This is a genomic window from Actinomadura rubteroloni, from assembly GCF_002911665.1.
In the GTDB taxonomy this organism is placed as follows: Bacteria; Actinomycetota; Actinomycetes; order Streptosporangiales; family Streptosporangiaceae; genus Spirillospora; species Spirillospora rubteroloni.
This window is the reverse complement of sequence record NZ_MTBP01000001.1, coordinates 1316206-1337215: the sequence shown is the minus strand read 5'-3', so window position 1 is coordinate 1337215 and position 21010 is coordinate 1316206. Positions and strand designations below refer to the sequence as shown.

The following is a 21010-nucleotide window of genomic DNA, read 5'->3' as shown; positions in this document are numbered from 1 at the left end:
CTCGCCGCGGGGGCCGGGCGACGGCCCCCGCGGCTCAGGCGCCGGACAGGTGGACGGCCCAGTACACGACCGCCGCGACCAGCGCGGCGGCGGGCATCGTCAGCACCCACGCCGTCACGATGTTGCCCGCGACGCCCCACCGGACGGCCGACAGCCGCTTGGTGGACCCGACGCCCATGATCGACGCCGTCACCGTGTGCGTCGTCGAGATTGGAGCGTGCCAGATGTACGCGGCCGAGTAGAGGATCAGCGAGGAGGTCGCCTCGGCGGCGAACGCCTTCGGCGGGTCCAGCTCGATGACCTTGCGGCCCAGCGTCCGCATGATCCGCCAGCCGCCCGCGTAGGTGCCGAGCGACAGCGCGCCCGCGCAGGAGAAGATCACCCACAGCGGCACCGAGTTCCCGTCGGAGTGCCCGGTGATGACGAGCGCGAGGACGATGATGCCCATCGTCTTCTGCGCGTCCTGCAGCCCGTGGCCGAGCGCCATCGACGACGCCGACACCGTCTGCGCGATCCGGAACCGGCGCACGACCCGGCTCGGGTTCGACCGCCGGAAGATCCACAGGATGGCCACCATCACCAGGTACGCCGCGAAGAACCCCACGACCGGCGACACGACCATCGGCACGACGACCTTGTCCACCACCGTGCTCCAGTGGACGGACGACGCCGACGCCAGCCCCGCCCCGACGACCCCGCCGATCAGCGCGTGCGAGGACGACGACGGCAGCCCGAAGTACCACGTGATGAGGTTCCAGGTGATCGCGCCGAGCACGCCCGCGACGACGACCGTCAGCCCGTGGATGCCGTGCGGCGGCGTGATGACGTCGCTGACCGTCTTCGCGACCTCGACGCCGAGCAGCGCGCCGACCATGTTCATCACGGCGGCCATGACGAGCGCGACCTTCGGCCGCAGCGCCCGCGTCGACACCGACGTCGCGATCGCGTTCGCCGCGTCGTGGAAGCCGTTGGTGTAGTCGAAGACGAGCGCGACGGCCACGACCAGGACCAGGACGGCGACCTGCGCCTCCGACCGCAGCCCGATCGCGCCGAGCGCCATGACCAGCAGCACGCCGACGGGCAGCAGCAGCCAGAACCGTCCCGGGCCGCGCCGCGCCTGCTCGGCGAGCGGCGGCACGGGCCGCTCGGGCGGCGGAGCCGTCACGCCCACCCCGCCCCGCGGATCGTCCGGCGCGCTCAAGGCGTGTCTTCCCGCGAGCCTACGGCGCGCTTTGAGCCGCGCGCTGCCCGCTCGCCTACGGCGCGCTCGATGCCGCGCGCTGCCCGCTCGCCTACGGCGCGCTCAAAGCCGCGCGCTTCCCTCGTCGCTCTGGTCGCAAGCTCCCGCCGCTCCTCAGTCCAGCGCGCGGCGCGCGCTTCCGGCGCGCTCATGACTCCTTGACCGCGATGGTCTCGACGATGTTGGCGACCTTCTCGAACGCGTCGGCCGCGTCCTCCAGGCGGTCGATGACCTCCTTGAGCTTCAGGACGGTCAGCGTGTCGTACTCGCCGCCGAACAGGTGCGCCAGCAGCTTCCGGTACACCTGGTCGCCCTGGTTCTCCAGGCGGTTGATCTCGATCCAGTACTCGTTCAGCTCCTTCATCGAGCGCAGCCGCGGCATCGCCTCGGCCGTCAGCTCGGCGGCGCGCTCCAGGACCTCCACCATGTGGATGACGCCCTTGGGGAACTCCTCGATCTTGTAGAGGACGACGAGGTCGGCCGCCTCCTCCATCTCGTCCATGACGTCGTCGATCGACGAGGCGAGCTGGTAGATGTCCTCGCGGTCGAACGGCGTGATGAACGTTTCGTTGAGCCGTCGCATGATCGCGTGGGTCGCCTCGTCGCCCGCGTGTTCGCAGGCGCGCAGCTTCTCCGCGATCGCCGCACGGTCGGCGCCGTCGCTGATGAGCTCCACGAGCAGCCTGGCGCCGGTGACCAGGTTGTTCGCCGAGTCGGCGAACATGTCGTAGAAGCTGTCCTCACGCGGCGTGAGACGCAAGCGCACGTCGTTCTCCTGAAGTGCCGGAACAGTCCGCAGAGGATCGTAGGCGCTACCAGCCGTAAAAAGAACCTTTGCCCTAGCTTCGACCGGTGTCCACCGACCTCTCCCCCTTAGAGTGCCCTAGATCACGTACCGCACACGGCGTTGGATTGTCTTTCCGACGCGCGGTACTCGTCCGGGACGGCCGTCCGGGGCGGATTCGGCCGTCCCGCGCCCCGTTCGCGTCCGCCCGCACGCCCCACCTGGACGGGCGTGGACGCCGGTGACGTCACCGTCCCGGCGGAACGCTCAGCAGTGAGATTGATAACAAGGCATTCGGCGGCACCCTGATCACGAACGCGCGAATGCGTCAACCGACGGGCGGTCACGAGAGGGTCACGGCCGATTCAGGCCGCGGGGGAGAAAAAAGAGAGCCGGACCGCCCCGGCGGCGGTCCGGCTCCAGAGATTCGGTGCGGGGCGACCCGCGGCTCTCTTCGGGTGTTCGCTAGTCCTGGCACGTCAGTTCGCGACGACCGTGCCCGCGGGACGCGACGCCGAGCGCCGAGTCGATCTGCGCGAGGGTCAGCGGCTCGTCGGCCGCCGCCACCGCGCTCAGGATCTCGGCGTACAGGTCGATCTCGTCCAGCGCGACGCGGTCGTGGACGCGCAGATCGAGATTCTCCCGGCGCATCGCGTCCACCTCCAAGGGGCCGTTGAATGCCTAACCTTGCCCACTGTCCGTTGGTTAGGCTACGCGCCGGTTCACTTCGGGCACATGGCCCATGAGGGCCATTCCAGGGTCACCGCGCCCATGATCCGCCGAGGTGGTCCCGCACCGGCCCGGACGGACCACGCGAGACGGGCATTTCGCCACCCGGTCAGTACGGCAGGTCGGACGCCGTCAGCCGCGCCACGGTCGCCGCCGTCACGTCCGCGCCCGCCAGCCGCGCCGCCTGCCGCGCGACGGTCTGCTCGAACAGCGTCCGGACCGTCCGCGCGTAGGCGAAGGCCGGGTCGCCGCGCAGCGTCTCGAAGCGCGTGAGCAGTTCGGCGCGCAGTTCCTCGTCCAGGACGTACAGGTCGCGCTCGGCGTAGTCCTGGAAGAGGCGGACGAGGTCGCGGTCGCCCATGCCCTCGAACGTCATCAGCCGTCCGAACTCGCCGCGGAACACCGGGTTTCCGGCGAGGAACCCGTCCATCTCCGCCGACGGGCCCGTGCAGACCAGCATGAACCGGTCGCCGTGGGTGTGGAGGGCGGCGCGCAGCTCGTCCACGACGGCGGGCGCGCGGTCGAGCCGGTCCGCCTCCTGCACGACGAGCACGCCGCCGAGCGCCTGCTCGACCATCGCCGCCACGCGGGACTCGGTGTCGGCGCGGTCGCGTCCCGCCAGATGGACCGGGCGGCACGCCACCACGTGCCCCGACGCCAGCAGCCCGAACGCCGCGTAGATCCCGCCGAGCAGGCCCGCCACCGTCGTCTTGCCCGTCCCCGGCGGGCCGGTGAACAGCAGGTGCAGCGGCTCCTTGGCGCCGACGCCGTGCCGCAGCCGCTCGGCCGTCAGTTCCGCGTGCTCCACCAGCTCCCGGACGGCCTCCTTGACCTCCGTGAGGCCCGTCAGCGCGTCCAGCCGGGACAGGTAGCCGCCGATGTCGCCGGGCGGGCGCAGCGCGGGCTCGATGCTCTCGGCGACGCCCGCGAGGTCCTGCGCGCTCAGCACCAGCCGGTCCCGGGACGCCCCGGCACGCTCCAGATGGCGGCGGCACGCCTGGTCCAGGTACGCCTCGACCAGCCGCGCGTTGACGAGGTCGCCGGGGCCGCGCAGCCGGCCGAGATCGGCGCGGGCCGCCTCCAGCGCGTCCGCGCCGACCGTGACGCGCCGCTCGTCGGCGAGGACGTGCAGCAGCATCATCCGGTTATCGACACCCGTGAAGTCGGGCAGCCGGTAGACGCGGAACGCCTCGGTCAGACCCGGGTAGTCCTGCTTGAGCCGCTGGTAGGCGCGCGGGTCGCAGGTCGCCACCAGCGGCGTCGCGTTCGCCGGGTCGCGCCGGGCGCGCCGCACCGCCGCCGCCGCGCCCGCCGGATCGGACGACCCGGCGACCGCCGCGTCGAACCGCTCGAACAGCACGGCCGGGCCGGTGCCGGTCAGCAGCGCCGCGAGCCGGTCGGGCGGCGCGTCCCGGACGTCCTCGGCCTCATGGGCGCGCAACGCGCCGTCGCCGAGGCCCGCGTCGGCCATCGTCAGCGCGATCAGCCGCGCCAGCCGCCGCTGCCCGGTGTGCGGCGACCCGACGAGCAGGACGCTCGGCACGCCCGTCTGCGGGCTCCCGTCCACCCGCGTCTCCTCGGCGACCTCGCCGGGCAGGCCGTTCCACGCCGCGATCCGCTCCCCGACCTCGCCGAGCAGCACGGCGGCGTCCTCCGGGCCGGACATGAACCCGATGCCGAACCGCTCGACCACGCGGCGCTCGCTGCGGTCGCTCGGCGGCGGGATCTTCTCGACGGGCGTCGCGGGCGCGGGCGTGTCGTCGAGGAAGTCGAAGTTCCCGACCATCGTCTCGGACATGATCCGCGTGCCCGGCGGAGGCTGGCGGGTCGTGGGCGGAGCGGGCTCGGGGTCGGGCGCGGTGTCTTCGACGTCCGACAGGACGCGCGTGCGCGGCGGCCCCTGCGGCGCCTTGCGGGCGGGCGGGCCGTCCACCCGCGTCCCCTCGACGTCGAACGGCTCGTCCACGGCCGTGCCCGGCGGCTGCCGGTTCGCGGCGGGCGGCATCGGCGGGCGCGGCACCCGCTGCGGCTCGGACGGACGCCGCGTCAACGGCTCGGGCTCCTGCTGCGGCGACCCCGCCGGGGCATAACCGAGCGCGGTGTACGGCGGGACGACGTCCCCGTCACCGTCCTGCCCCCAACCCTGCTGCTCCCCGTCCGGACGTGGCTGACCAGGCTGCGGCGAACCGACGCCGGGCGCGCCCGCGCCGGGCTGCGATCCACCGTGACCGGGCGCACCATGCGGGAGGCCGCCGGGCACCCCGGGCTGAGGCGAACCGAAACCGGGCACGTCAGCGCCGGGCGCTCCCTGCGGAGCACCGCCGCCGGGGATCCCGGGTTGCGGCGAACCGACGCCGGGCTGTGGCCCGCCGTGACCAGGCGCGCCGCCGGGCGGGCCGGAACCGGGCATCCCCGGTTGCGGCGAACCGGCGGGGGTGCCGGGGCGGCCGAAGCCGAGGGCCGTGTAGGGCGGGAGGAAGCCGGCCGGGTCGCCGTCGTGCGGCGCGGCGTCGGACGGGCTCGCGGCGGGCGGCGCGTAGGCGCCGGGACGGTCGTCCGGGCTCGCGGCGGCCGGGTAGGCGGGCTGCTGGTGCGCCGCCTGGTCCTGCGCGGCGACGGGCGGCTGCACGAACGGACGGTCCGGCTGCGCGGGCGCCGCCGCGGGCGCGCCCGGCGCGAAGCCCGGCTGCGACTGCGCGCTCTGCGGCGGCTGGGGCGGCTGCGGCGCAGCGGGCGGGCTCACGGTGCCGGTGCGGGCCGTCGCGCGGGCGCGGTCGCGGCCGACGAGCCCCGCGATGATCGCCGTCGGGACGGGGAAGCCGCGCGGCCGGGCGGGCATCCCCGCGAGCCGGCACCACGCGAGGTCCAGTTCGTAGGCGGCGGCGAGCAGCGCCTCCTCGCGGTCCCGGCCGCCGCGCCGCACCGCCGACGCGAGGGGTTCGGCGAGGCGCAGGTCGTCCGGCCAGAGGCGGCGCAGCGGGTGGCCGGTCTGGTTCAGCACGGCCTGCACCGTGTACCGGACCTCCGGGTCCAGCCACGGGACGATCGTCGCCGCCATGTCGCCGCGCACGACCGACAGGTCCGCCGCGAGCAGCGCCGCCGCGATCAGGCGCGGTTCGATGAACGCCGGGTCGGACGGGTCGCCCGCGTGGTCGGTCAGCGTCTCGGCGAGGGAGTAGAACGCGTGCCGGAACCCGTCCCCCGGGGAGCCCTCGCTGCGCAGCGACGGCACCAGGTGCGGCGGGCAGCGCGTCAGCCACTGCTGGACGATCGCCTGGTCTCCGTAGGGCAGCGCCCCGTAATCCACGGTCGGGTTGCTGAGCGTGGAGCCGAGGATCTCCAGCAGGGCGTCCGCCCGGACCTGGAACCGCGCGTCCTCGCGCAGCGCGCTCGCGACCGCCCACATCGTCCGCAGCACGACGACGGCCGCGTCCACCCGGCTGGCGCGCAGCCGCTCGGCGTACAGCGCGACCAGGGACTCCAGCGTCGGCGGGGTCAGCCAGCGCGGGCCGTCCACCTTCCGCAGCGGCTTGGCGCGGTAGGGGGCCCACAGGTCGAGCATCTGCCCGTCCAGGCGCGCGTCGTACACCGGCGCCGTCGCGCACCACATCAGCACGCCCCACGCCACGACCACCGTGGACGGGACCTGCGACGAGAACTCCGGCCACCAGTGCGGGTAGTCGGCGGCGGGCAGCGTCGCGGCGGACTCGACCGTCGCGCGCACCTGCGACGTCAGGTCGGACGGGAACCCGGTGCCGAGGAACGGCCGCGACACCGGCGGCTCGTAGGAGAAGTCCGGACCGGCGGGCACGACGTGCGCGGGCAGCGGCGCGATCTGCCCCTGCTGCACCGGCCGCGCCCCGGCCCGCGCGACGGGCGAGCGCGGCGGCGGGCACAGGTACCACTGGCCGTCGGACGGGTGCAGCCGGTACCAGCGCGCCCACGCGCCGAACAGCCAGCACGTCCCGTCGGGCAGCACGAGGACGCGCCCCGCGATCGCGTGCTGGCGCTGCTGCGGCGCCGCCCCCGGCCACCACTGGGCGGCCACCATCGCGCGCGTGTCGCGCTCGGCCGCCGCGAACGGATCGTCCCCCGCACGGGGGCTGGGCGGCGGAGCACTGCCATAGCCCGGTCCCCACACCACGCGGCCAATGGTGCCAGACGCCGGACTTGCCCAGTTACGTCAGCGCCAGTCGGCCCGCGCGTGCCGTTCCGCCTTCTCCATGTAGACCTTCGGCGTGTACTCCAGGACGAGACGGTCGTCGTCGGTCAGTTCGCGGACGACCTTCGCCGGCGCCCCGGCCACCAGCACCCCGGACGGCATCTGCTTGCCCGGCGTCACCAGCGCGCCCGCCGCGACCAGCGTGTGCGCCCCGATCCGGGCGCCGTTCAGCACGATCGCGCCGATGCCGATCAGCGCGCCGGTCTCCACGTGCGCGCCGTGGACCATCGCCTTGTGGCCGAGGCTGACGCGGTCCTCCAGGACGGCGGGCATCCCCGGATCGGCGTGCAGGCAGCTCAGATCCTGGATGTTGACCTCGTCGCCGACGACGATCTCCTCGTCGTCCCCGCGCAGCACCGAGCCGTACCAGACGTTCGCGCGCCGTCCGAGCCGCACCCGGCCGACCACGACGGCGCCCGGCGCGATCCACGCCTCCGGATGGATGTCGGGCGTGTGCTCGTCCAGCGATCCCACATAGCTGCTCATGGGCGCGATCGTAGGACTCGGCCGCCCGGCCCATACCGCCGGAGGGCGCCTCTCGTCCCGGGAACCCGGCGAGATCTACGGAAATTCGATAGTTTGTGGACTCGTCCCAGATGAAGAAGCGGCAGCAAGAAGGATGTTCCGGTTGCGCGAACAGGGGCGGACCGGACAAGGTCGAAGGTGCCGTTCTCTCACGTGGCGTCCGTCCCGCCGGGACGGCCCGGATCGCAGGCGGGGCGGCGAGGACCGCAACCGAACCCCGGCGGGGCCACCCCGCCGACGACCCCCAAGGCATCATGAGCAACGAAGCGGAAATCCTGCCGAACCTCCAGCGCGAGGAGAACTTCGAGATCGTCATGCGCGGCTACAACCGCCGCCATGTCGACGAATACATCGCACGTTGCCAGAGCAAGCTGCGCGAGCAGGAGGTCCGGCTCGCCCGCGCGCTCAGCGAGGTCGAGAGCGTCCGCCGCGAGATGGCCGAGGTGCGCGAGGCCCGCAAGCCCACCGGCGACGACCTGAGCGACCGGCTCAAGCAGATCATCAACCTGGCCGAGGACGAGGCCAAGGACAAGGTCGCCGAGGCCAAGGCCAAGGGCGAGCAGATCCGCGACGACGCCGAGCGCGAGTCCCAGCGCATCATCGACGACGCCCGCTCGCACGCCGAGCGCGACCTCGGCCAGGCCCGGGAGAAGGCCGAGCAGGTCCTCGCGTCGGCGAAGAAGGAGGCCGACAGCGTCCTGACGTCGGCCAAGACCGAGGCCGAGCAGACCGTCACCACGGCGCGGCTGGAGGCCGAGCGCACGCTGACGTCCGCCGAGCGGCGGGCCAGCGTGATCAACGACGGCGCCACGCAGCGGCTCACCCAGCTCACCCGCAACCACACGCAGGCGCTCCAGCGGCTCACCGAGATCAGCGAGACGCTGCACCGGCTGCTGACGGCGGAGAACGAGGCGGGGCCGCTGGAGAAGATGGTCGAGGACGCCGTCAAGCAGCCGATCCCCCGCAAGGCCCCCGCGCAGCCCGCCGCCGCTCCCGCCCCGGCGGCCAAGCACGCCGCGGTTCCGGCGGCGCGTCCGGCCGCCGCTCCCGTCCCCGCGTCGCCGGTTCCCGCCGCGGCGCAGCCCGCCCCGTCCCGTCCGGACCCGGACGCCACCGTGACCGACGCGCCGGCCCCCGCCGTCGCGCAGGCCAAGACGCCGCCGGCCGCCCCGTCCCGTCCGGAGGCCGACGCCGACGGGCCGCAGCACCGCCCCGCCGACGGAGCCTGACACCACGGACGGTCCGGCCGCGCCACGCGGTCCGGGCCGTCCGTTCAGCCCGTCAGCCGCCGAAGGCCGTCACCTGGCGGGCGAGGCCCTCCGCGTCGGCCGACGCGTCACTTCCAGCGGACGGACCGCTGCTTCTTGACGTCGGACCGGCGCTTCTTGTTCTCCAGCCGGCGCTCATTGAGGCCGCGCGGGATCTTCTTCGGAATGCGCTTCTTCGGCGGCGGGGCGATCGCGTCACCGAGGACGGCGGCGAGCCGCGCCTTGGCCGCGTCCCGATTGCGGAGCTGCGACCGGTACTCCTCGGCGCGAATGGTGAGCACGCCCCGCACCAGCCGTCCGGCGAGCCGTTCCAGCGCCCGCTGCCGCAACGGCTCGGGCAGCGACGGCGAGTTGGCCACATCGAACGACAACTCAACAGCCGTGGCACTGGTGTTCACATGCTGCCCGCCCGGCCCCGAAGACCGCGAGAAACGCCAGCTCAGCTCGGTCTCCGGAATCAAGACCGAGCCGCGCACACGAACATCACCCGCCATACCCACAAGTATCCCCAACCCCCAACCCCCTTGTCTCCCCAATATCCGCCTGGGTGCGAGGTGCGCGCCGGGCCCATGGTCAGAGTTCTTGCGGTGTTTCGCCGGGGTGCCGCAGGCACGGCGACGAGACGATGACCGTGATTCTCGGCTGTCCGCCACCGAGCACGATTCCGCCGATCACCGCGCCGTAGCCTCCGCCCGGAGCCTCGATCACCAGCTCGTTCGCGTCGGCCGCGCCGCCGGCGGACGTCCGGGGCGTCCAGCCCGCGTCCGCCAACCGTGCGCCGACCTGGTCCAAGGCCGGGCGAACGTCGTCCGGCGTCTTCAGGTCGGCGTAGTCGATGTACATCATCACGTAGGGGCTGTAGTCCACGAACCACGGACGGGACGCCGCTTCGGCCGGCTGACCGGTGACCGGATCGGTGACCTCGACCTCGTCGCACGGCTGCGGACTGACGTCTTCCGGCGCCTTTCCCAGCACGCCGTAGCCGTTCAGCGCGTCCGCGATGTCCCGCGCGCACGCGGCCACCTTCTCCGCCGCGATCTCGGGATCCTCGGTGCGCACACCGTCGCCGTCGCTCATTCCGCCCTCCGGATCACCGTCATGCACGGGGATGCTTGTAGCAGCCGGCATCGAACCTGATGGAGACAACGAAGCCGGGAGCACCCGCCGGCCCGGCCGGGTTCTCCGAGACCGAAACGTCTACCCCGTTTTTCGCACCACGAAAATTCGTCGGCGACTCTCTCTCATACCGTTTGCCATCGACTTCGCCGACGTTGCTGTCCTTTTTCAGGTTCCACCCCCCGACGCCCTCAAGTCGATAATAAAGCGTGCCGATCACGGCCATGGACTCTTCGTGCGATTTCACCGAATAATACAGACCTGCGGTGGCGTCGTAGACATTGAAGCCGACCTGCCATGGATCGCCCGGCATCGGCGGAACGCGCTTTCGGCGGTTGTCGAGACCAGTGTCACAGAACCCGAAATACGGTTGCGGGTCTCGCGTCACCGGCTCGCGCGGCACATTGTTCGCCACCTCCTTGATGATCGCCACCATCGTCCTGCCCACGTCGCCGGGGTTGCGTTTCTCCATCGTCGTCGTCGCCGGGTCACAGGCCGCCGACAACGGTATCGAGGCGGCGCACGCGACCAACACCGCAATACGAACAACACCACGCCGGGAGCGCAATGTTCGACCTACCTTCGCGCATCTCATCATTGCGGGCGCTCCTGGCCGGAGCCACGATGTTCTTCAGCCATTGACCCGAGCCGGGTCGTTCGTCGGGTCGTGATCGTAGTGGAGGCCCGCGACGACTTTCGCCTGCTGCTCCAGACTGACGCCGGGCGTCCCGAACCTGTAGGGATCAGGGTCCGGGCGGCCCGTGAGCTCGTAGTCGTTCCAGTAATCGCTGTGCCCGTGGCCGTCAGTGTCCAGCCGGTTGCCACCGAACCCCGGATCACTCGGCACCTGCGGGCCGTGCAACGTCCACCCACCGTGGAAGAGTTTTCCCGCCGGCGGAACAATGTCTCCCGGCGCTTTCTCCGCCCAGACGTGCCGTGCCCCGATGCCGAGGTCACCGGCGTGGGCCACATGCATGCCCGGACTTCCCGCCACGACGATGTCGTTGACCGGCAGCTTTCCCTCGTGCTGAAGCGCGGCCTCACCGATGACGGTCGATCCGTAACTATGACCGACCAGCGTCATCTGGGATCCCGCGTCACCGACGTCGTTCTGCGCGACACGGAGACCGTCCACGAACGAACCCAGTTGCGCTCCCCCGCGTATCGCGTAGCCGGGAACCGCGGCGTCTCCGGGCAGCAGGTGATCGAGCACGTTGTTCGGCGCGTCGTAACCGAGCCAGGCGACCGTCGAAACAGGACCGCCGGTCAGCATGGAGGCGGCCTGGTTCAGGTTGAAAGTGCGATTCATGCTGCCCGTGAAATTATCTAGGTTCTCCGTGGTCCCGGGAACGTACACGCCCGTGTGCTTGGCCGTATCCGGCTTGCCGAAGGCGACGATCGCGCGGCCGTCCGACCCGTTCCCCTTGTCGTACTCCGACCGCGTGGTGATCGTGGAGTCGAGACCGAGCAGGTAGACGTCCTGGCCCTTGCTCTCATACATCGAGATCGCGTTGTTCAGTTTGCGGAGACGTTCGAGGTCGCGATGCTGATAGCGGGTGAGGTTGTTGCCCTTCTCTTCGAGCTGGTTGATTCTGGCGGCGAGGCGGGTCCGGTTGGCTTCGTTGCGGTCTTCGGACGGAATGCCGTCCAGCCAGCCGATCTTCTCCGGGTAGGCGTTCATCAGCAGGTGACGCTGCTCTTCCGGGAGCGACTTCCACCACGCTGCGACCTGCTGGGGGGTCTTGGTGCCCTTCGGGGGAAGGTTGTTCGGATCGAAGCCGGCCAACTGTGCCGCCGTCTTGGCGTCGTTGCGCAGTTCGGCCAGGGCGTTCTTCGCGTCGAGAATGCCGGGGCCGAGGCCGCGAAGGGCGGCGGCGATCTGCTGGTCGGCCGCGTTGGCCTCCTTCAGCGCCTGGACGAACTGCTGCTGTATCCCGGCGGCGATCTTCTTGAGCTGGTCCCAGTCGGAGTAGGCCGATGGGAGAGCGTCCGGGAAGTCGATCGACCCGTCGTGGCCCACCTTGAGGTAGCGCATCTGGGCTTCGCCGATGTAGTTGAGCAGCTTGACCTGGGCGGCCTTGAATTTGGACTGCGCGCTGTTCAGCACGCCGGCGACCGAGGACGCGTCGCCGGAGGCCACGCGGATCCGTTCCTGTTCCGGCACGAGTGTGCGCAGCGCCGCCTCCGCGTCCGGGCCTTTCCAGCGTGATGTGCGGACGCCTTGGAGGAACTTGTCGCGGTAGATGTCCTCGGCCTGTTCGAGCTGCTCGACCAGCTTCCGCCATGACCGCCACGCACCGTCGAGTTCATCGAGCTTCGCGTCACGGAGCTGGGCGAAGTCAACCACGGTGTCTACTTTCCCGTCCGAATGCGGCTGATCTGGTTCTTGATCTCCTCGTCGGCCCACTGCCGGTTCGTCGCGCATTTTTGGACCGCACCGCCGAGGTACTCGACTTCGTCCGCCATGCGCCGGAGCGCCAGCAGCCAGGCGGCGGAGACCTCTTTCATCGCCGCAGCCGTCTGCCAGCCCGCGCCCAGCGCACCGGCCGCCCGATCGGTCTCGGCCGCGAAAGCCTTGCCGCCCTGGCGAAGATGCGCGACGGCCCCGTCCGCCGACCGGCCCGCCGCGCGCAACGCGGACGGATCCATGGCCGATGTTCCACCGCCGCCCGGCGGCTGATCCTGCGGCGGTTGCGCGGGTCGCTGGACCGGTGCCGGTTGGGGCGTCCGCGTGCCGGGGACCTGCAACGCGGGCGGCAGCGGAGAACGCGGATCAGGCGCCGGTGCCGGCCCGGGCTCGGGATTCAAGAGCTTGTTGAGGGAGTTCTCGGTCATCGACCTCGCCTTTCATCGGGCGCGGGCTTGACGTCGCGAACGGGCCACGACGACGACCGCCGTTCCCACGATCGCGAGGAGGACGGCGATACCAAGGCCGGTCAGCGCGAGGGCCTTCGCGCTCAACACCGCGCTCGTGCCGTCATCCCCGACAGGACGCGCGGCCTGCTTCACCGGTGGCGCCTGACCGTGATGGCGGTCCCATTCGGCATAGACCGGGTTGGCGGCGTTCTTAGGAACGTCCGCCGTCAGGGCCCGGTACGGCATCACCAGTCCGTAACCCGTCTGCTCGTCCTTGCCGGACGGACCGACGTCCTTCGCCGTGGCGACGATCCGCTGCACGACCTCGCGCGCCGACATGCTGGGGAATTTCGCCCGCACCAGCGCCACGACCGCCGACGTGAGAGCCGTCGACGCGCTCGTACCGGAGGCGCGGATCATTTTTCCTTTTCGATCCAGCGTCCCGATGTGGACTCCAGGTGCCGCGACGTCGACCGAAGGCTGCCGGGTCGTATTGGCCCACGGCTTCAAATCGCCGTCCACCGCGCCGACGGTCAGCACGCCTGGGCAGCCGCCGGGCTCCATGAACCGTTCCTCCGGGCTGTTGCCCGAGCCCGCGACCACGACCACGTCGCGTTCCAGCGCGTGGTCGATCGCTCTCTGGAGATCTGGACTGCAAGGGTTTCCGTCCGGTCCGCGACGCCACGCGGCCGAGACGTTGATGACCTTCGCGCCATGATCGGCCGACCACGTGATTCCCTTGGCGTAGTCGATGCTCACACGCGCTACGACCGGCAGGACTTTCGTGTCCGGGGCAAGGCCGAGCATCCCGGTGCCCGAGCCGTTGGCCACGATAAGGGCGGCCATGCCGGACCCGTGGCCGAAGCCGCCTTTGTCGAACATGTCTTTTTCTATGTCGACGTCCGTACGTCCGTCCGTGCCGTTGCCCGTCGCATCCCAGCCGGGAAGGAGCCGATCAGCGAGTTCGGGAAGCCTTCCATTGGCGCCCGAGTCCACAACGGCGACCGTGACGCCCGCACCTCTCGACACGGGCCACACCTTGGGCTGGACGCTCCAGGTCGTGAACCACCATTCCTCCGGGCGGGGGGCTGGAGACGCCGACGCGGTGACCGGACCGAAGACCATCGGGACGACGGCGCACAGCACGGCCGTCGACCCCTTGGTCCGCCTCCATCTGCTCACTCGTCGCCCCTGAGTTCCGGCGGAGCCTCCAACCGGGCCGGGCGCGCGTCCCGGATCTCCTCGGCGGTGCCAGTTTCGGCTTCTTCGGGCTCGTTCCGCGGCCGGGACGTCCCGCCGAGGACCACTTCGGGCACAGGCTCCACGCCCCAGTTTGCGGTCGAGGAGTCGACGCGCCAGGTCTGGTCGTCGTACTCGACGGCTGTCGCAGACGCGTCACCGATCACCGGGGCGACCGCAGGGTCTCCGCTCCAGTTCGCGCGGTCCTCGGCGAGCCAGAACTCGCGGCGCCGCTCCTCCTGGCGGTCGTCTTGTTTCCCCCCGCCGGTCCCACCGGCGCTCATAGGGCCGGATCCCTTCGCCGACGAGGCCGCGCCGCCGCGACCGCTCGAACCGAACGCGTCCCGGCCGGGAGCGCCTAGTCCTCCGCCCGTCGGGTCGAGGCCTCCCGGGCTGGGTCCGACGCCCGGCATAGCGCCCGGAGATCCACCCGGACCGACGCCGCCCAGACCGCCGAACGGGTTCGGCGCGCCGCCCGGACCAGCCGGCGGCCCGCCGAACGGCGGGCCCGTGATGCTGTTGCCTCCGGCGCCGGCGAGTCGGGTGTCCGTCACCGCGCCACCGAGCGAGGCGGGCCGTCCGGTCGTCGGCACAGTGTTGTTCCCGTTGGGATTCTGTGGTCCGTCGATGCCGTTCGGAGCCGTGGCGCTGGGAAGCGGTCGATGGTGGCCCGGGTTTCCGCTCGGCGAGCCGCCACTACTTGATGCGTTCGGGCCGCTCGTCGGTACGTCACTCGTTCTCGGCCGTCGCGCTGGATCGTCGATCTGCTCGACGTCTCGCACGGAGTGCACGGTCACGGAATCGGGCAGACGCGTCCACGCCTCGGCAATGCGCCTGTTCAAGCGCTGCATGTACTCGCGGGCGTACTTGTCGTCGCCGCCGTCCTTGATCAGGCCCGTGTCCGGCTTGTGCTTGACGTACCACGGGAGGATTTCGCTGCCGTACCAGTCGAGGGCCCCTCCGACCTTGGCGGTCGTGCTGCGAAGTTCTTCGGCGGTCGCCTGGAGTTTGCGGAGCGTCTTCTGAGTGGCAGTCGAGGCTTCGTCCTCCCAGACATCGGCCAGAATTCTCGACGCACGGCTGATGACGCTGTACAAGCTTTCAAGATGCTGTGAGGCGGCCACGTACGCAGTGCCCGCCTCCTTGATCGCGTTCGCATCGGTCGCCTTGAGGAGCGCGCGGATCTTGCCGATGTCGCCGTAGGAGGACGGGTCGCCGGTCGGCGCGCCGCCGGTACGGAGGTGGTACTGGGTCATCGTCACTCCACCGGCTTCACCGTTGACGTGGTCGGCGGCTGCTCTCCGCTCGGGTTGATCGAGCGGATCGCGGCGAGCATCTTCTCGTCGGACTCGCGATAGTTGTCGGCGATCTTGGAGATCATGTCTGCGACGTGCGCGAAGTCGTTGAGAAAGCCCTGGTAGAGCGACGCGATCTGCTGGTTTCCGGCCGTGACGGTTGCGGCAAGGGACTTGGCCGCGTCCCAGGAGCCGAAGGCCGCGGCGGGGACGTTGCCGCGTGACGAGACGTCGGAGAGCGTGCCGGGACCTGTGACGCGCTGGAGTTCCGCGTGCATCGTCCTGGCGACGTCCTTGATCTTGGCGTGGTCGTACCTGGATGTGCCCGGTCCTGCCACCGGTCCACCTTTCGGGCATGCGGATGCGGAGAGGTGCGCGGGGTCATTGCATGATCAAGGATGACCGTGACGGTGGTCAAGTCGACTGTCAGGACGCGTTACCGGCTCGGTTTCGGTGCGCTGAGCCAGGTTGTGCGGTGAAAGAGAGCCGGAGCCGGGCGTGCGACCTGGGACATTCCGGAAAGTAACAATCACGTCACCTTGAGCGCTCTACGCGCCGACGCGGGCGGCGGTCAGAGGGAGCCGACGGCCATGATGAGGGCGAAACCGCTGATCGGGGCGAGGACCGCTATGGCGCACAGGGTGGTTTGACGGGACACGCGGGACGGGGCGGTCGCGAAGAGCGGCAGGACGCCGACCGCCGCGCTGAACACTGCGACGAGTCTGAAGCCCACCGAGTAGCCGTGTGCGTCTGCGCCGCCGTCGCCGTTGAGGTCACTCGCCGCCAGCGCCGCGCACAGCAGGGCGAACCCTGCGCAGAGCAGGTCGAAGATCAGGGTGACGAACGCTGCGGCGATCAGCGCGGTCCGGGACGGAGGACGGTCCGACGGGACGGGTTCGGTGCCGGGAGCGAACACCGGGTGGGCCACAGCGGTCGTCAGCGGAGAGGCGAAGAAGCGGGGGGACATCGGCGGGTTCTCCGTTCTCGGTCGGGGCACCCATCGTCCGCCGCCGACGGACGGTGAGGCCACCGCGCGGGTACTCAGATCTCCGACGACGTCGTACTCAACGGCGACACGGCCGCGTGATCCGTAAGGCGGATCACGCGGCCGTGCTCTCCCATGCCGGCCGCACGGGGCGCCACCCCGTGCGGCCCTGTCACCGGTGACCGCTCGCCCGCTCCCCCCAGAGCCGTGACCACGATGTCACCGGTGAGTCCTTTAGACCGAGCCCGCGGAGATGATCTTGGCGGCGGCCGACCGGGCGGTGTTGGACGAGATCGCGAAGCCGACCCCGATGTTCCCCGACGACGAGCCGCCCGACGTGGCGATCGCCGTGTTGATCCCGACGAGCTGTCCCGCCGCGTTCACCAGTGCCCCGCCCGAGTTGCCCGGGTTGATCGCCGCGTCCGTCTGGATCGCGTTGCGGATCACCGTCTGCTCCTGCGGCGTCTGGCCGCGCAGGAAGGACGGGAGCTGCTGGTCCTGTTCGTCGCTCTCCTTGATCTCCCGGCCGAGCGCGCTGACGATCCCGGACGTCACCGACCCGTCCAGGCCGAGCGGGCTCCCGATCGCGAGCACCGCGTCGCCGACCGCGAGGCCGTCGCTGTTCCCGAACGTCACCGGCTTCAGCCCGGACACGCCGGACGCCTTCAGGACCGCGATGTCGTGCGACGTGTCGGATCCGACCACCGTCGCCCGCGCCGTCTTCCCGTTGCTGAACTTGACGGTCACGGCGCTCGCCCCCGAGACGACGTGCGCGTTCGTCATGATCACGCCGTCCGAGCGGATGATCACGCCGGAGCCCGAGCCGGTCTGGGTGGCCACCGACACGACGCTCGGCGACACCGCCGCCGCGACCTGCGCCGTCGAACCGCCGGTGGTGGACGCGCCGGAGACCGCCGTCGGGCTGGAGTAGACCGTCCCGTCCCCGGTGGCCGACAGCGCGACGGCGGCGCCTGCCGCGCCCGACCCGACGGCCACGAGCGCCGCCGCCCCCACGGCGGCGATCCGGCGGCCGAACGTCCAGCGTCCCCGTCGCTCCGCGGCCGGCTCCGGCGCGGGCGGTGCGGGCTGCACCGGCGGCTGGAGGTGCGGCGCGTTCGGGTTCGGCGGTGTCCACTGCCGCCAAGGTTCGTTCGGCTCGGTCATGTCGGTCCCCCTGTCGGTTGCCTGATCCCGACTATCGGCGACGGGCCTGAGACCGCACTGAGCGCTTGCTGAACGTCCCCTGAAAGTGTGGGCAGGGCGCGTTCTTCCGGTCCTCCGGAGCGGAAGCGCGCCCTGCGGACGTCAGCAGACCGCACGAACCTGAAAACGACCTGGAAACTCTCAGTCGAGTGGCAGCAGGACCCGGAACGTCGCGCCCTGTCCCGGCTCGGACTCCACCTCGACGCGTCCGTCGTGCGCCGCGACCAGCGCCGCGACGATCGCGAGGCCGAGCCCCGTCCCGCCCCGGCTGCGCGCCTCGTCGACGCGGTAGAACCGCTCGAAGACGCGTTCGCGCTGCTCGCCGCTCAGCCCCGGCCCCCGGTCGGCGACCTCGCAGACGGCGGCGGGCGCCCCGCCGAGCGTTCCCGGACGGAGCCGGACCTCGATCGGCGTGTCCGGCGGCGTGTGCGCGACGGCGTTGGCGAGCAGGTTCCCGAACACCTGCCGCAGGCGCGGTTCGTCGCCGAGCACCTGGTAGGCGACCGTCCCGTCCACCGTGAGGTCGATGTCGCGTTCGGGCGCCACGACTCTGGCCTCCCGGACGGAGTCGGCGGCGACCGCGAGCACGTCCACCGGCGTGCGCTCGATGGGACGCTGCCGGTCCAGCCGGGCGAGCAGCAGCAGGTCCTCGACCAGCAGGCCCATGCGGGACGCGGCGTCCTCGATCCGGCCGATGAGCCGGTCCAGCTCGTCCGGCGACCGGGCCGCGCCCTGCCGGTACAGCTCGGCGAACCCGCGGATCGCGGTGAGCGGCGTGCGCAGTTCGTGGCTGGCGTCCGCGACGAACCGGCGCATCCGCGCCTCCGACTCGCGCGCCGACGCCTCCGACACCGCGCGGGCGCCGAACGCCGCCTCGATCTGGCTGAGCATCCCGTTGAGCGCGAGGCCGAGCCGTCCGACCTCGGTGCGCGGATCGGCCTCGGAGACACGCCGCGACAGGTCCCCGGCCGCGATCGCCCCGGCGGTGCGCTCGATCTCGCGCAGCGGGCGCAGGCTCGCGCCGACCGCCCACACGCCGAGCACGGTGATCCCCGCGACGACGAGCCCCCCGACGATCATGTCGATGGCGACGAGCCGGCCGACCGTCCGCTCGACCTCCTCCAGGCTGAGCGCGAGCACGACGACGTCCCCGCCCGGCAGCGGCTCGGTGATCACCCGCCACGGCGTGCGGGCGCGGTCGGTGCCGTGCGCGGTGAACGGCTCGTCGATCCGCTTGTAGTCGCGGGTCGAGAGGCGGGGACGGCCGGACGTCCCGAACGGCGGCGTGTCGCTCTCCCGGAGCCGTCCGTCCGCGCCGCGCACCTCGATGAACATCTCGCTCGGCATCCGCACGACGATGTGCGCCTGGTCGGTGGCGAGCTGCGGCGCGACCTGGTCGACGGCGCGCGGGATGTTCTCGTGGAGCTGCGCGTCGGCGCGTCCGACCAGGTAGGTGCGCAGCACGCCGACGCTCGCCGCGCTCATCACCGTCAGCCCGAGCGCGACCAGCAGCAGCGCGCCCGCGATGAGGCGCGTCCGCAGGGACGTCCGGACGGCGAACCCGCGCACGCTCATCGCGACGGCGGTTCCCGCAGGACGTAGCCGACGCCGCGCAGCGTGTGGATCAGCCGGGGCTCGCTGTTGTCGACCTTGCGCCGCAGCGCCGAGACGTACGACTCGACGATTCCAGCGTCGCCCCGGAAGTCGTAGTTCCAGACGTGGTCGAGGATCTGCGCCTTGGACAGGACGCGCCCGGCGTTCGCCATGAAGTAGCGCAGCAGCTTGAACTCCGTCGGCGAGAGCTGGACGACCGAGCCGCCGCGCCACACCTCGTGCGAGTCCTCGTCCAGCTCGATGTCGGCGAACACCATGCGGGCCTGCGGCTCGCCCGCCCCGCCCCGGAACCGGCGCAGCACCGCGCGGATGCGGGCGATGACCTCCTCCAGGCTGAACGGCTTGGTGACATAGTCGTCACCGCCGATCGTGAGGCCCTTCACCCGGTCCTGGACGGTGTCACGCGCGGTCAGGAACACGACCGGCGTGTGGTCGCCGCCCGACCGCAGCCGCCGCGCGACGTCGAACCCGTCGATGTCGGGCAGCATGACGTCCAGCACGATCAGGTCCGGCCGGTGCCGCCGCGCGGCCTGGACGGCATCGGCGCCGCTGGTGGCCGTGACGACGTCGAAGCCGGTGAAGCGCAGGCTCCCGGCGAGCAGTTCCAGGATGTTGGGCTCGTCCTCCACGACGAGCAGCCGCGCCTCCGGCGTCCGGCCGCCCGCCGAGCCCCCGGTCGTGTCGGCCACGGCGTCCCCCTTCTCCCTTCGGGCAAGCGTGCCACGCGAACCTGAAAGAACGCTGACCGCCACCCGATCCCCCAGGTCAGCCCGCACGGCGGCCCCGGGCGCGGCAGGGTGTCCCGGCCGGGGCGGCTAGCCGAGGTATTCGATGAACGGGACGCGGGACGAGCCGTTGCTCGCCGTGCCCGCGCTCGCGACGCCCGACGTGCCGGGGCGGGCGTCCGCGTCGCCGACGGTGAGCGTCCCGGCGCGGGACGGCCCGCGCGCGGTCGTCCAGGCCTTGCCGTCGTAGCGGTAGTAGGTCGTCCTGCCGGTGGACGTCGCGGGGATCACGATCGCGCCGCCCTTGCCGTCCGACGACAGGCCCACCGGCGTCTGCGCGCCGGGCAGGTTCGCCGTCTTCCACGTCTTGCCGTCGTAGTGGAGCAGCGCGTTCGTCGACTGCGCGTTCTGCTTCGCCCGCAGCACGTAGACGTTGGTGGCCGAGTTCGCGACGATCCGCGTCAGCACGGCGCGGTTGGTGGGCGTGCCGAGCGAGCCCGGGATCTTGAGCTGCTTCCAGGACTTCCCGTCGTAGTGGACGACGAGCCCGGTCACGGTCGTGCCGTTTGTGGTCGTGCCCGCCAGCCACACGTCCGACTTGGACCGGACGTCCACTCCGACGATCGACGTCGAGGCGGGCAGCGGGACCTTCGGGTCGAGCCAGCCCGAGCCCGTCCAGCGCAGGATCGCGGCGGGGCCGCCCGAACTGACGTCCACACCGGTGATCGCGTAGGCGGCGCCGTCCGTCCCGGCGGAGACCTGGGTGGGCAGCCCGACCAGCGGGAAGCTCACCTGCGTCCACTTGGAGCCGTTCCAGTACACGCTGACGGGGCCGGTCAGGTTGTAGCCGACGATCCACGCCCGGCTCGCGCTCGCGGCGGCGACGTCGGTGGGCGCGAAGCCGACCGGGCTCTTCTGGCCCGTCCAGGACGTGCCGGTCCAGCGGACGATCCGCGCGGTCGGGGAGAAGAACGAGCCGCTCGCGCCGACGGCCCAGCCGACGCTCTTGCTCGCGAAGTCGACGCGGTCCAGGCTGCCGTCGTATTTCAGCGCGGAACTGGAGATATTGCGCCAGCCGGTCGCGAGCGCGGAGGGCGCGAACACCGTCCCCGATCCGAGGACGAGCGCCGTGGCCCCGGCGAGCACCGCGTTCCGTCGCATGACCTGCCCCCTCGCTCCGGCGTCCGACCGCCCCACAGGGTACGGGAA

The 21010-nt window shown here is 71.5% G+C and carries 19 protein-coding genes; 1 reads left to right on the top strand and 18 read right to left on the bottom strand.

Annotation, left to right across the window (positions count from 1 at the left end; translation table 11 throughout):
• Window positions 1–34 precede the first annotated feature (34 nt).
• The 5 genes from BTM25_RS05955 to BTM25_RS05935 form a co-directional block, all read right to left on the bottom strand.
• Window positions 35–1165 (bottom strand): anion permease, encoded by a 1131-nt coding sequence (locus BTM25_RS05955; protein WP_456356083.1) that lies wholly within the window; start codon window positions 1163–1165, stop codon window positions 35–37.
• A gap of 223 nt (window positions 1166–1388) precedes the next feature.
• Window positions 1389–2006 (bottom strand): DUF47 domain-containing protein, encoded by a 618-nt coding sequence (locus BTM25_RS05950; protein WP_103561710.1) that lies wholly within the window; start codon window positions 2004–2006, stop codon window positions 1389–1391.
• Window positions 2007–2489: 483 nt separating this feature from the next.
• On the bottom strand, window positions 2490–2675 hold the full coding sequence (locus tag BTM25_RS05945) for a hypothetical protein (protein WP_103562777.1): 186 nt from the start codon (window positions 2673–2675) through the stop codon (window positions 2490–2492).
• Window positions 2676–2862: 187 nt separating this feature from the next.
• On the bottom strand, window positions 2863–6897 hold the full coding sequence (locus tag BTM25_RS05940; RefSeq protein WP_146058980.1) for an AAA family ATPase: 4035 nt from the start codon (window positions 6895–6897) through the stop codon (window positions 2863–2865).
• A 39-nt stretch (window positions 6898–6936) separates the two neighbouring features.
• Window positions 6937–7461: a gamma carbonic anhydrase family protein gene (locus BTM25_RS05935; RefSeq protein ID WP_103561708.1), complete on the bottom strand. Its 525-nt coding sequence runs from the start codon at window positions 7459–7461 to the stop codon at window positions 6937–6939.
• Between the two features lie 293 nt (window positions 7462–7754).
• Here BTM25_RS05935 and BTM25_RS05930 point away from each other — a divergent pair, with 293 nt between their 5' ends.
• Window positions 7755–8729, top strand: coding sequence for a DivIVA domain-containing protein (locus BTM25_RS05930; protein WP_103561707.1), 975 nt, complete (start codon window positions 7755–7757; stop codon window positions 8727–8729).
• Between the two features lie 107 nt (window positions 8730–8836).
• Here BTM25_RS05930 and arfB read toward each other — a convergent pair whose 3' ends face one another.
• The 13 genes from arfB to BTM25_RS05865 form a co-directional block, all read right to left on the bottom strand.
• Window positions 8837–9262 carry an alternative ribosome rescue aminoacyl-tRNA hydrolase ArfB gene (arfB, locus tag BTM25_RS05925; protein ID WP_103561706.1) on the bottom strand — a complete coding sequence of 142 codons (426 nt, stop codon included), beginning with the start codon at window positions 9260–9262 and terminating at the stop codon, window positions 8837–8839.
• Between the two features lie 79 nt (window positions 9263–9341).
• Window positions 9342–9845: a hypothetical protein gene (locus BTM25_RS05920; protein ID WP_103561705.1), complete on the bottom strand. Its 504-nt coding sequence runs from the start codon at window positions 9843–9845 to the stop codon at window positions 9342–9344.
• Between the two features lie 19 nt (window positions 9846–9864).
• Window positions 9865–10356, bottom strand: a complete 492-nt coding sequence (locus BTM25_RS29085; RefSeq protein ID WP_146058979.1) for a hypothetical protein — start codon at window positions 10354–10356, stop codon at window positions 9865–9867.
• A gap of 159 nt (window positions 10357–10515) precedes the next feature.
• Window positions 10516–12231 carry an alpha/beta hydrolase gene (locus BTM25_RS05915; RefSeq protein ID WP_168212012.1) on the bottom strand — a complete coding sequence of 572 codons (1716 nt, stop codon included), beginning with the start codon at window positions 12229–12231 and terminating at the stop codon, window positions 10516–10518.
• 5 nt (window positions 12232–12236) lie between these two features.
• Window positions 12237–12719, bottom strand: coding sequence for a WXG100 family type VII secretion target (locus BTM25_RS29080; RefSeq protein WP_146058978.1), 483 nt, complete (start codon window positions 12717–12719; stop codon window positions 12237–12239).
• Between the two features lie 12 nt (window positions 12720–12731).
• Window positions 12732–13886, bottom strand: coding sequence for a S8 family serine peptidase (locus BTM25_RS05905; protein ID WP_103561702.1), 1155 nt, complete (start codon window positions 13884–13886; stop codon window positions 12732–12734).
• 32 nt (window positions 13887–13918) lie between these two features.
• Entirely contained in the window at window positions 13919–15235 is a 1317-nt protein-coding gene (locus BTM25_RS30640; protein ID WP_146058977.1) for a WXG100 family type VII secretion target, read from the bottom strand.
• A gap of 2 nt (window positions 15236–15237) precedes the next feature.
• On the bottom strand, window positions 15238–15612 hold the full coding sequence (locus BTM25_RS05890) for a hypothetical protein (RefSeq protein ID WP_146058976.1): 375 nt from the start codon (window positions 15610–15612) through the stop codon (window positions 15238–15240).
• 233 nt (window positions 15613–15845) lie between these two features.
• Window positions 15846–16241, bottom strand: a complete 396-nt coding sequence (locus tag BTM25_RS05885) for a hypothetical protein (protein ID WP_103561698.1) — start codon at window positions 16239–16241, stop codon at window positions 15846–15848.
• A gap of 252 nt (window positions 16242–16493) precedes the next feature.
• A complete protein-coding gene (locus BTM25_RS05880; protein ID WP_103561697.1) occupies window positions 16494–17423 on the bottom strand; it encodes a S1C family serine protease in 930 nt (309 codons plus the stop codon).
• 180 nt (window positions 17424–17603) lie between these two features.
• The gene (locus BTM25_RS05875) at window positions 17604–19037 is read right to left on the bottom strand and encodes a sensor histidine kinase (RefSeq protein WP_103561696.1); all 1434 of its coding nucleotides are present in this window, start codon (window positions 19035–19037) and stop codon (window positions 17604–17606) included.
• The gene (locus tag BTM25_RS05870; protein ID WP_103561695.1) at window positions 19034–19765 is read right to left on the bottom strand and encodes a response regulator transcription factor; all 732 of its coding nucleotides are present in this window, start codon (window positions 19763–19765) and stop codon (window positions 19034–19036) included. Before BTM25_RS05870 ends, BTM25_RS05875 begins: the two co-directional genes overlap by 4 nt.
• A 126-nt stretch (window positions 19766–19891) precedes the next feature.
• On the bottom strand, window positions 19892–20962 hold the full coding sequence (locus BTM25_RS05865; RefSeq protein WP_103561694.1) for a hypothetical protein: 1071 nt from the start codon (window positions 20960–20962) through the stop codon (window positions 19892–19894).
• Window positions 20963–21010 lie beyond the last annotated feature (48 nt).

Bases quoted from the DNA above. Each gene is read 5' to 3' on its own strand.
- BTM25_RS05945 (WP_103562777.1), bottom strand. From the start codon at position 2,675: ATGCGCCGGGAGAATCTCGATCTGCGCGTCCACGACCGCGTCGCGCTG.
- BTM25_RS05935 (WP_103561708.1), bottom strand. From the start codon at position 7,461: ATGAGCAGCTATGTGGGATCGCTGGACGAGCACACGCCCGACATCCAT.
- BTM25_RS05930 (WP_103561707.1), top strand. From the start codon at position 7,755: ATGAGCAACGAAGCGGAAATCCTGCCGAACCTCCAGCGCGAGGAGAAC.
- arfB (WP_103561706.1), bottom strand. From the start codon at position 9,262: ATGGCGGGTGATGTTCGTGTGCGCGGCTCGGTCTTGATTCCGGAGACC.
- BTM25_RS05920 (WP_103561705.1), bottom strand. From the start codon at position 9,845: ATGAGCGACGGCGACGGTGTGCGCACCGAGGATCCCGAGATCGCGGCG.
- BTM25_RS29085 (WP_146058979.1), bottom strand. From the start codon at position 10,356: ATGGAGAAACGCAACCCCGGCGACGTGGGCAGGACGATGGTGGCGATC.
- BTM25_RS29080 (WP_146058978.1), bottom strand. From the start codon at position 12,719: ATGACCGAGAACTCCCTCAACAAGCTCTTGAATCCCGAGCCCGGGCCG.
- BTM25_RS30640 (WP_146058977.1), bottom strand. From the start codon at position 15,235: ATGACCCAGTACCACCTCCGTACCGGCGGCGCGCCGACCGGCGACCCG.
- BTM25_RS05885 (WP_103561698.1), bottom strand. From the start codon at position 16,241: ATGTCCCCCCGCTTCTTCGCCTCTCCGCTGACGACCGCTGTGGCCCAC.
- BTM25_RS05880 (WP_103561697.1), bottom strand. From the start codon at position 17,423: ATGACCGAGCCGAACGAACCTTGGCGGCAGTGGACACCGCCGAACCCG.
- BTM25_RS05875 (WP_103561696.1), bottom strand. From the start codon at position 19,037: ATGAGCGTGCGCGGGTTCGCCGTCCGGACGTCCCTGCGGACGCGCCTC.
- BTM25_RS05865 (WP_103561694.1), bottom strand. From the start codon at position 20,962: ATGCGACGGAACGCGGTGCTCGCCGGGGCCACGGCGCTCGTCCTCGGA.